This window comes from Arthrobacter sp. RAF14 (assembly GCF_052114185.1).
GTDB lineage: Bacteria > Actinomycetota > Actinomycetes > Actinomycetales > Micrococcaceae > Arthrobacter_E.
The window spans coordinates 84,163-94,409 of record NZ_JBFREG010000008.1 but is presented as its reverse complement, the minus strand read 5'-3'; the positions used below and the strand labels follow the sequence as shown (position 1 = coordinate 94,409).

Here is a 10,247-nt window from a genome sequence, read left to right as displayed (position 1 = left end):
CAGCCTACGGCGGCGGGGGCCGGGTGTGAACCTCGCGACATAGTGACGCACGCTATGGGCGGCCGGGAGACGCGGTGACAGGATGGGGGTGGAACAACCTCAGGAGCGCCATGTTCACAGGAATCTACGTCACCGCCACCTCCACGGGATCGGGCAAATCCGTGGTGGCCCTCGGCCTGGCCGAGGCCCTTTACCGCCGGGCGGGACGGATCGGATACTTCCGGCCCGTGGTCCCCGGCGACACCCCGGACCACGACCCCATGGTGGAGCTGATCCGGAAACGCTACGGCCTGGACCCGGCCGTCTGCCGGGCCGGGCTCACGCTCAAGGAGGCCCGGCGCCTGGTGGCCGAAGGACGCCGCGAGGAGATCAGCACCCTCTGCGTGGAGGCGTTCAGCGAGGTCTCCGCCCTGTGCGACGTGGTGATCGTGGAAGGCTCCGACCTCTCCGGCGCCGATTCCGCCGTCGAGTTCGATCTCAATGCCCAGCTGGCCAAGGACCTCGGCTGTCCCGTGGTGGCCGTGGTCAGCGGCAAGGACCTCAACCCGGAGGAGATCGCGGACGCGGTGGACGTGGTCCGGGCCGAGCTCTCCGCCGTGCACGCGGACCTTCTCATGGTCATGGTCAACCGGGCCGATCCGGAACGGGTGGACGAGGTGCGGGCCGCCATCCGCCCGGGCGACGCGAAGCGCCCCGTCTACGTCCTGGAGGAGCGCCCGGAGATGGCCCGGCCCACCACCGGCGAGATCTCCGCGGCCCTGGGGCTCCAGCTGCTCGCGGGCACCGCGGACATGGAACGTGAGGTGGCCGGTGTGAAGGTCGCCGCCATGAGCCTCGGCAACTTCATCGGCGCCCTGGAACCGGGGGATCTGGTGATCGCCCCCGGCGACCGCGCGGACATCCTGGCCGGTGTGCTCGCCTCCACCCAGTCGCCCGACTTCCCGGTGCCGTCGGGGGTGGTGCTCAGCGGCGGCCTCATGCCGGATCCGCACATTCTTCCCCTGCTGGCCGGTGCTCCGTTCCCGTTCTTCGCGCACCCCGAGGACACTTATCACACGGCCACAGCCGTCTCGGCGGTGCGCAGCGAGATCTCGACGGGCAACAGCCGCAAGGTGGCCTCGGCCCTCGGCGAGTGGTCCCGCCAGGTGGACGAGGATGAGATCTTCGAGCGTTTCAACCTGAGCCGCCCGGCGTCGATGACCCCGCTGCGCTTCCTCCACCAACTGATCGGCCGCGCCCAGGCGGACCGCCGCCACGTGGTGCTGCCGGAGGGCACGGACCTGCGGATCCTGCGGGCCGCTGAGATCCTGCGCCGCCGCGACGTCTGCGAGCTGACCATCCTCGGCAACGAGGCCGCGGTCCGTGAGCTGGCCGCGGCGCACGGCGTCTCCCTGGACGGCATCACGCTCGTGGACCCGGCCACGAGTGAGCTGCGCCGGCGGTTCGCCGAGGAGTACGCCCGGCTCCGCGCTCACAAGGGCGTGGACCTCGCCAAGGCCCTCGAGACCATGCTGGACGTCAGCTACTTCGGCACCATGATGGTGCAGCTGGGCATCGTGGACGGCATGGTCTCCGGCGCCGCGCACACCACCGCGCACACCATCCGCCCGGCGCTCGAGTTCGTGAAGACCCGGCCGGGCGTGGCGATCGTGTCCTCGGTGTTCCTCATGCTCATGCAGGACCGCGTCCTCGCCTACGGCGACTGCGCCGTGAACCCGGAGCCCACGGCCGAACAGCTCGCGGACATCGCGCTGGCCTCTGCCGAGACGGCCCGGCAGTTCGGGGTGGACCCGCGCGTGGCGATGCTCAGTTACTCCACCGGCGGCTCCGGCACCGGCGCGACCGTGGACAAGGTGCGGGCCGCGACGGAGCTGGTGCGGGAGCGCAAGCCTGACCTCGCCGTCGAGGGCCCCATCCAGTACGACGCCGCCGTGGACGCTGCGATCGCCGCGGCCAAGCTGCCGGGATCGGATGTGGCCGGCCAGGCGACCGTGTTCATCTTCCCGGACCTCAACACCGGCAACAACACGTACAAGGCCGTGCAGCAGTCCTCCGGCGCGGTCGCCGTCGGGCCGGTGCTGCAGGGCCTGAACAAGCCCGTCAACGACCTCTCGCGGGGCTGCACGGTGGAGGACATCGTCAACACCGTGGCCATCACCGCCGTCCAGGCCCAGAGCGTCGCCACGCCGTCGCCCGCCGCATCCCAGGAGAACTGAATGCTCATCCTCGTCATCAACTCCGGCTCCTCCTCCCTGAAATACCAGGTACGCGACGTCGACGCGGGGGAGGTGCTGCTGGAGGGCCTCGTGGAGCGGATCGGCCAGCCCGACGGCGACACCCCGGCCGCGGTCCCGGACCACGGAGCGGCCCTCGAGATCGTGGCGGCGCGCCTGCACGAGGTCCTGGGCGACCGGCAGGTGGACGCCGTCGGGCACCGCGTGGTGCACGGCGGCGAGCGGTTCGCCGAGCCGGTCCTGATCAATAACGAGGTCACGCGGGCCATCGAGCGGCTCAATCCGCTGGCCCCGCTGCACAACCCCGCCGCCGTGCTCGGCATCCGCGCCATCACGGAGAAGTGGCCGCAGCTGCCGCAGGTGGCCGTGTTCGACACCGCCTACCACCGCACGCTGCCGGAGAAGGCCTGGCGCTACGCCGTCCCGGACTGGCTCTACACGCGCCACGGCATCCGCCGCTACGGCTTCCACGGCACGAGCCACCAGTACGTCGCAGCCCGCGCCGCCGCGCTGCTGGGCGAGGCGCCGGATGAGTTCAACGGCGTCATCCTGCACCTCGGCAACGGCGCCTCCGCCACGGCCGTCAAGGGCGGGGCCTCGGTGGACACGTCCATGGGCTTCACACCGCTGGAGGGCCTCGTGATGGGCACCCGTTCCGGCGACATCGACCCGTCCATCCTCGTGTTCCTCGGACGCCAGGGCCTGGACGCGGACGCGCTGGACGATCTGCTGAACCGCGAGTCCGGGCTCCTGGGCCTGGGCGGCTCCAATGACATGCGGACGCTCGTGGATGCCTCCGAAGCCGTGGGCGATGACGACGGGACCTCCTCCGGCATCGACCCCCTGCGCGCTCGGCGGGCGCTCGAGGTGGCCGCCTACCGTCTGGCGAAATACGTGGGCGCGTACCACGTGGCGGTGGGCGGGGCGCAGGCGATCGTGTTCACGGCCGGGATCGGGGAGAACTCCTCGCCGTTCCGGGCGCTGGTCTGCGAGCAGCTCGGAGCGCTGGGGATCGAGCTCGACCCGGAACTCAACGCCGTGCGTTCCAAGGAGCCGCGGGTCATCTCGACCGAGGCGTCGCGGATCCCGGTGCTCGTGATCCCCACGAACGAGGAGCAGGCGATCGCGGAGGCCACGGCGGAGGTCGTCGCGGGCTGAGGCCCTTTCCTGCCGAGTTCGGGGGTTCGTTCCGAGAACGGGGCCTGCAGCCACCGAGGCCGGAACGAACCCCCGAAGTCGAAGGAAGGTCAGCGGCCAAGCGTCACGCGAAAGCGGCTTCGCTCAGCTTCCCGTCGCGCATGTGGGCCTCGCGGTCGCAGAGCTCGACGAATTCCAGATCGTGCGTGACCATGACCGTCGCGGTGCCGAACTCGTGCGTGATCCGGGCCAGCAGCTCGACCACGGCGCGGCTGCGCTCCTCGTCCAGCGCCGCCGTCGGCTCGTCCACCAGAAGCACGCTCGGCTCGCCCATGAGCGCCCGGGCGATGTTCACCCGCTGCCGCTGCCCGCCGGACAGCTGATGCGGACGCTTTTCCTCCTGCCCTTCCAGCCCGACGGCGGCGAGCAACCGACGTGCCCGGGCCTCCGCCGTCGCGCGGGCCGCCTTTCCGCCGAAGCCGCGCACATGCTGCGTCACGAGCAGCTGCTCGACGGCGGTCAGCGACGGCAGCAGATTCGGCTGCTGGAAGATGATGCCCAGCTTCTCGCGCCGCAGGGCCGCCTGCTCCTTCCGGCCCAGCGCCTGGACTTCGCGGTCATCCACCAGGATCCGCCCGGCCGTCGGCTTCACGAGCGTGGCGGCCACGGCCAGGAGGGTGGACTTCCCGGAGCCCGACGGGCCGGTCAGTGCGAGGAATTCCCCCTGGTGCACGGTGAGCGACGCCTGGTCCAGGGCGGTGATGGTCCCGGCGCCGTCCGGGTAGTCGACGGTGACGGATTCGAGCTGCAGTGCTGGCGTGTTCATGAGGTTCTCCTGGTGATGACGACGGGGTGTGGGCGGGACGGCTCAGCTGCCGCCGAGCGCGAGCAGCGGGTCCACGCGGGTGACCTTGCGGACGGCCAGGGCGGATCCCGCGAGGCCCAGCAGGACGATGCCGACCACGGGACCGGCGATCGTCAGCGGACCCAGCACGAACGGCGCGGCCTGCCCGGCGAACCAGCCGCCCAGCCCGCCGATCACGGCGCCGAGGACGGTGCCGCTCAGCAGCACGATCAGGGCCTGCGCCAAGGCGTCCTTGAAGACGTAGCCCTGCGTCGCGCCCAGGGCCTTGAGCACGGCGATGTCCCGGGTGCGCTGCACGGTCCAGATGCTCAGGAACGCGCCGACCACCAGGGCCGAGATGCCGTAGAGGAACCCCTGGATGAGGAGCAGCGAGCCGTTCTCGCTCTTGAAGGAGTCGAGCGCCTGGAAGCTCGCGGTGCGCTCCGCGCTGACGGTGCCGTTCCGGCTGTCCGCGCGATTCGCTGCCGAGGCGTCCGCCCCGGGCGCCACCAGGACGGTCGCCTCGCGGCCCCGGTTCATCTGCTGCCAGTCGCCCAGGCCCACCCACGCCACGGCGAGGTGCGAGTACCACTGGTCCGGGACGACGGTCTTTACTCTGAGGTCCGTGCCGTTGCTGTTCAGGACGCCGCCGTCGCTCAGGTTCAGTGCCGAAGCGAGGGACTCGCTGAGCACGATCTCGCCCTTGCCGGGCGTCACGGGCGCCAGCGCCGTGCCGTTCACGCCGTCCGATCCGAAGAACTCCGCGTTGGTGGTGCGACCGCCGTCGGGAGTGGACGCCGCCGTGCCGGTGCGCAGTTTGCCCTGCGAGATGCCGAGCGGGACGGCCGTGACGCCCGCGTCCCGCGACCAGGCCGTGGCCTGCTCCGGGGTGACCTCGGAATCCGCGTAGCTCGCTTTCGCCGCGGTGCCCTGGGGCGCCCCGAAGACCACGCGACCGGCGGGCAGGGCTCCGATCGCCGAGGTGGACTGGTGCGCCAGGCCGGCGGTGAGGCCGGAGAGCATGACGAGCAGGACGGTGATGAGCGCGACCACTCCGCCCATGAGGGCGAAACGGCCCTTGCTGAAGCGGAGGTCGCGGAGGGCGAGGAACATGGTGGGGTCTCCTGGGATGCCGGGGTTTCTGGCGTATCTCCAGCCTCCCGCGGAGCGTGCGCGCGCACATCGGCGGGGTGGTTGAACCGGGCGCTCGCTGTGGTTGAGCGCCGAATCAACCGAATGGTTGATGGGGCGGACCGGTGTCCGGAGGGATTCCTGTCGGAGCCCGCCGCTAGGGTGGTGGCATGGGAAACGGACCCGGACTCCACGGCCGCCCGGTCGCCGCTCGCGGCGCGGGTGAGAGCCCCCTGGACGCTGTCCGGAATCCGGCCCAGGGGACCCAGCTCATCCTGCGGGTCCTGAGGGTCAGCCTGCACCTCGGTTTCGCCGCGCTCCTGCTGCTCGGCGTGGTCCGGTACTCCCTGGCGCTCGGCACCGCCGGTCCAGCGCCAGACTGGTCCCCGGTGGCGGTCTACCCGGTCGCGGCGTTGCTCGCGGCGGTGTATCTGGGTGGCACCGCTGCCGAGAAACGTCACGCGCTCGGAGCCGGCCGGCTCGATCCGGCGCCCTACGCACGGTGGTGGCTGGCCGTCGTCGTCGTGCTGTGGCTGGTGCTGCTGGTGCTGTCGCCGGATTTCGCGTGGCTGGCCTTCCCGCTGTTCTTCCTGGAGCTGCATCTGCTGCCGAGGGGCGCGGGGCTGCTGGGGGTCTTGTGCACGACGGCGGCGCTGGTCCTGGCGCTGCTCCTGCACTCCGCTCCCGGCTCGCCGAACGCCGCGCTGGTGATCGGTCCGTGTTTCGGGGCTGCGTTCGCCGTGGTGACGGCCCTCAGTTATCAAGCCCTGTACCGCGAGGCCGAGGAGCAGCGGCGCGTCGCCGGCGCGCTGCGGGCAGCCCGTTCGGAACTGGCCGCCACGCAGTGGGAAGCCGGGGTGCTGTCCGAACGGGCGCGCCTGGCCCGGGAGATCCACGACACCCTGGCGCAGGGACTGTCCTCGATCGTCCTGATGAGCCGTGCTGCGGGCCGCTCCCTGGACGCGGAGGACCTGAACACGGCACGGGAACGGCTCCGGGTGGTCGAGGAGACGGCGTCCTCGGCGCTCGAACAGGCGCGGGAGTTCGTCCGGTCGCCCGGCGCCTCCTCGGGTGCGGCCCTTCCGGAGCTCCTGGAGGCGCTCTGCTCGGACACCGAGCGGCAGGCCCGCGCCGCGGAGAGCCCGTTGTCCGTGCGGTTCCGGGTCAGTGGCGAGCCTCGGGAGACGCCGGTGGAGCTGTCCCAGGCCTTGCTCCGCGCGTCTCAGGCGTCGCTGGCCAATGTCCTCCGGCATGCGGGGGCGGAGCACGCCGTGCTCACCCTCGGCTTCCTGGAACGGGAACTCACGCTGGACGTGTTCGACGACGGCGTCGGCTTCCGTCCCGATGCCCCGGCCGTGGGTGATGGCGTGGGGCTCGGTCTGCTGAGGACCCGCATTGAATCGCTGGGCGGCAGCGTGGTGCTGGAGTCGGCTCCCGGCGAGGGGACCGTGGTGGCGATCCGGGTTCCGGCGGCGCCGACGGACAGCGCGGCGCAGAGGGTCGCGAAGAATTCCGGGGAGGACCCCGGGAACGACGTTTCCGGAAGGGAAGGATCGTCATGATCGAGGTGCTTCTGGTCGACGACCATCCGGTGGTCCGTGCCGGGCTCAAGGCCATGCTGGAGGACCCCTCGGGCCCTGCCGTCCCGCCCGCCGCGGACGATGCCCAGCGGATCCGGGTGGTGGCCGAAGCCTCCGATGGCGCGGCGGCCCTGGACGAACTGCGGCGCCGGCAGACGCTGGGGGAGGATGTGGACCTGGTCCTGATGGATCTTCAGATGGGCGACGGCATGGACGGCGTCACGGCCACCCGGAGGATCCGGCAGGGCGAGAGCGGTGTCCGACCGGTCCCGGTGCTGGTCCTGACCACCTATGACAGCGATTCGGACATCCTCAGCGCCCTCGAGGCCGGTGCCAGCGGGTACATGCTCAAGGACGCCGAGTCCGCACGGATCCGGGCCGCTGTCCGGGCTGCCGCCGCGGGGGAGACCGCGCTCGCCCCGGAGGTGGCGGCCCGCTTGGTGGGACGTCTGAGGAACCCGGTCCCGCAGCTGTCGGCCCGTGAGGTGGAGATTCTGGAAATGCTCGCGACGGGCCTGTCCAACCGGGCGCTGGCCAGGGCGCTGTTCATCTCGGAGGCGACCGTGAAGACGCATCTGGTGCACATCTACGCGAAGCTCGGCGTGGACAACCGGACCGCCGCCATCACGACGGCGGTCCAGCAGAAGATCATCCGGGTCCCGGACGTCTGAGTCAGCCCGCGGCGACCACCGAGGATTCCTCTTCCTCGCGGGACACGGGAAGGGTGTCGTCGGCCAGCTGGCGCTTCCTGACGGTGGCCAGGTGGCTGAGCAGCACCAGGGCCATTCCGCCCAGGGCCCAGAGGGCCAGCTTGAGACCGTCCATGCCGAAGTCGGCGCCCGGGAAGTACGTCAGGTCGCGGACCGCGTTGAGCCAGGCCGCGCCGTTCCAGAAGGTGTTCAGCCCGGCGAAGAACGTGGGGGACAGTGACGCCGGGTACACGCCGCCGCTGCTGGTGAAGTTGAGCATCACGAACAAGAGCGTCAGAGCGGGGGTGGTCCACTTGCCGAGGATCGGGTGGAGGCCCAGCCCGATGCTGATGATGCCGAAGGAATACAGGGCTCCGAGCAGCCAGATGTTCCACTCGTAGCCGTTGAGCACCTGGTACACCGGGCCGGCCACGAGAGTGGCGATTCCGGCCACCACCAGGGCCGTGCCGGCGCTCACCAGCAGGCGGATGCCCACCCGGAGCTTCGCCGTCGCGGCGGCGATGGCCACCACACTCGCGTAGGAACCCACGCTCAGCGCCACCAGCATGAAGAACACGGACTGACCGGCGGCGTCGTTGGGTCCACCCGGGCGGACATCTTCAAGGGCGACCGGGAGGTGCTGCCGGTAGGCGAGCGGCAGGAAGACCTTCTGAGCGGCTCCCGAGGCGGCCTCGGAGGCGGCGCCGGAGACCAGGATCGTGGCGTGGTCCCTGCTCGGGACGTAGGCCGCGGAGATCTTCTGGTCCGTGATCTGCTGGCGCGCCTGCTCGGCGGTGGCCACGGTGGTGACCTGGAGCTTTCCGTCCGAACCGTCGTTCAGTGACTGGGCGAAGACCTTCGTCTCGGGGCTCTGCCCCACCACGGCCACCGGGAAGTGATGAGGATCCGGGGAGTGGAAGGCGCCGAGGTAGGCGAACGCCATGCCCGCGCCCATGACGAGGGGGATGAGCAGGTGCAGGGCGATGTGGCCCCAGGTCTTGCCATCGGGCCAGAGGCGCGGGCGTGCCGACGGCAGCGTTTTCACGAGGGGGAGGCGATGCGTGGACATGGATTCCTGTCAGAGAAAAAAGGGGGGATTACCGCGGAGGGAAAATTAGGCTCGCTAACTACTTTAGATCCTATAGTTGCATTATGCAACACTGACCGATGGTGTCACTCACCGTCCTCTGGAGGGGTCCGAGGCGTCCCGATCATGCGACGCGGCCCGGCGATGACAGGCACGGCACTAGGCTGGAGGGATGGTGACACCGGATCAGGAGCATGCCGAGCACAACGCCGCCGTGGCCCGCATTCAGACGGGCCTGACCACGGTCAGCAGGCGGGGAAGCGCCCGTCTGCGGCGCTCCAATCAGCCGCTCTCCCCGGTGGACCACTCGATGCTCGAATACATCCGCTCCCATCCGGGCTGCCGCGCCGTGGACATGGCCGCGCATTTCGAACTCAACCGGTCCACGGTCTCGCGTCAGCTCGCGGCCCTCACCCGGATGGGCCTCATGGCCGCGGTGGACCCGGAATCCACCGCGCGCAGCCAGGCACTGAAGCTCACTCCCGAGGGCGAGGCGGCCCTGGAGACCTCGGCCCGCGTGCTGAACGAGGTCATGATGGAACGCCTCGTCGACTGGTCCAATGAAGACCTGGAAGCCTTCGCCGAGATGCTCGACCGCTTCAACGCCGCCATGGGGGAGAACTAGGAAATCCCCCATCCCGGCCCTTCACCGCGTCAGCCGGTTCTCCTCTTCCACGGCGCCGAGCTTCTGCGGGTTCCGCATCGCGAAGATGCGGGAGATCCGGCCTTCTTCCACGAGGACGCTGATGAGGGTGGGGCCGGCCACTTCGTCGTCGATCCGCAGGCCGGGCAGGCCGTTGAGCCACAGCACCGTGCTGCGCGGATTGACCGCGGCCTGCGGGAAGGACTTGAGCAGGTTGATGACCTTCTTGAGGCCCAGCACCGGGACCCTCACCGCCTGAGCCAGGCCGCCGCCGTCGGCGATCAGCACGACGTCGGGCGCCAGCACGTCCATGAGGCCCTGCACATCGCCGGTGCTCACCGCCGCCAGGAACCGTTCCACGACCTGTCGCTGCTCGCCGTGGTCGACGTGCACGCGCGGACGCCGCGCCGCCACGTGGGAGCGGGCCCGGCTGACGATCTGCCGCACGGCGGCCGGCGACTTGTCCACCGCCTGAGCGATCTCCTCGTACGGGGTGTCGAACACCTCGCGCAGCACGAACACCGCCCGCTCCACCGGCGCCAGCGACTCCAGCACCGTCAGCATGGCGATCGAGACGCTCTCGGCGAGCTCGACGTCGTCGGCCACATCCGGCACGGTGAGCAGCGGCTCCGGCAGCCACTCCCCGACGTAGTCCTCCCGTCGCCGCGCCAGGGTGCGGAGCTGATTGAGCGCCAGGCGCGTGACCGTCCGGACCAGATAGGCCCGCGGATCGCGCACCTCGGCGCGGGAGTCCGGGTCCAGTCCGGCCCACCGCAGCCAGGCCTCCTGCACCAGATCCTCGGCGTCCGCGGCGGAACCGAGCATCTCGTAGGCGACCGTGAACAGCAGGCTGCGGTGGGTGACGAACGGGTCTGCGTTGTCTGCGACGCCGGGGTTCATGG

General features: G+C 70.5%; 9 protein-coding genes. 5 read left to right on the top strand and 4 right to left on the bottom strand.

Annotation, left to right across the window (positions count from 1 at the left end; all coding sequences use genetic code 11):
• The first annotated feature begins 110 nt into the window (after positions 1-110).
• Both pta and AB4Y75_RS15325 read left to right on the top strand, forming a co-directional pair.
• On the top strand, positions 111-2,216 hold the full coding sequence (gene pta / locus AB4Y75_RS15330; RefSeq protein ID WP_441436744.1) for a phosphate acetyltransferase: 2,106 nt from the start codon (positions 111-113) through the stop codon (positions 2,214-2,216).
• Entirely contained in the window at positions 2,217-3,392 is a 1,176-nt protein-coding gene (locus AB4Y75_RS15325) for an acetate/propionate family kinase (RefSeq protein ID WP_370960237.1), read from the top strand. It abuts the gene before it with no gap.
• A gap of 103 nt (positions 3,393-3,495) precedes the next feature.
• Here the strand turns inward: AB4Y75_RS15325 and AB4Y75_RS15320 are convergent, their stop codons facing one another.
• Entirely contained in the window at positions 3,496-4,197 is a 702-nt protein-coding gene (locus tag AB4Y75_RS15320; RefSeq protein ID WP_441436743.1) for an ABC transporter ATP-binding protein, read from the bottom strand.
• A 42-nt stretch (positions 4,198-4,239) separates the two neighbouring features.
• Positions 4,240-5,328: an ABC transporter permease gene (locus AB4Y75_RS15315; RefSeq protein WP_441436742.1), complete on the bottom strand. Its 1,089-nt coding sequence runs from the start codon at positions 5,326-5,328 to the stop codon at positions 4,240-4,242.
• 188 nt (positions 5,329-5,516) lie between these two features.
• Between AB4Y75_RS15315 and AB4Y75_RS15310 the strand changes: the two genes are divergently transcribed.
• Both AB4Y75_RS15310 and AB4Y75_RS15305 read left to right on the top strand, forming a co-directional pair.
• Positions 5,517-6,908 (top strand): sensor histidine kinase, encoded by a 1,392-nt coding sequence (locus AB4Y75_RS15310; protein WP_441436741.1) that lies wholly within the window; start codon positions 5,517-5,519, stop codon positions 6,906-6,908.
• Positions 6,905-7,597 carry a response regulator gene (locus AB4Y75_RS15305; protein WP_441436740.1) on the top strand — a complete coding sequence of 231 codons (693 nt, stop codon included), beginning with the start codon at positions 6,905-6,907 and terminating at the stop codon, positions 7,595-7,597. The genes AB4Y75_RS15310 and AB4Y75_RS15305 overlap by 4 nt, the downstream gene beginning before the upstream one ends.
• A 1-nt stretch (position 7,598) precedes the next feature.
• Here AB4Y75_RS15305 and AB4Y75_RS15300 read toward each other — a convergent pair whose 3' ends face one another.
• Complete coding sequence (locus AB4Y75_RS15300; protein ID WP_441436739.1) at positions 7,599-8,684, bottom strand: ABC transporter permease; 1,086 nt, start codon at positions 8,682-8,684, stop codon at positions 7,599-7,601.
• A gap of 190 nt (positions 8,685-8,874) precedes the next feature.
• On the opposite strand from AB4Y75_RS15300, the gene AB4Y75_RS15295 reads away from it, so the two are divergent.
• Positions 8,875-9,327: a MarR family winged helix-turn-helix transcriptional regulator gene (locus tag AB4Y75_RS15295; protein ID WP_441436738.1), complete on the top strand. Its 453-nt coding sequence runs from the start codon at positions 8,875-8,877 to the stop codon at positions 9,325-9,327.
• 21 nt (positions 9,328-9,348) lie between these two features.
• Here AB4Y75_RS15295 and AB4Y75_RS15290 read toward each other — a convergent pair whose 3' ends face one another.
• Entirely contained in the window at positions 9,349-10,245 is an 897-nt protein-coding gene (locus tag AB4Y75_RS15290) for an RNA polymerase sigma-70 factor (protein ID WP_441436737.1), read from the bottom strand.
• Positions 10,246-10,247 lie beyond the last annotated feature (2 nt).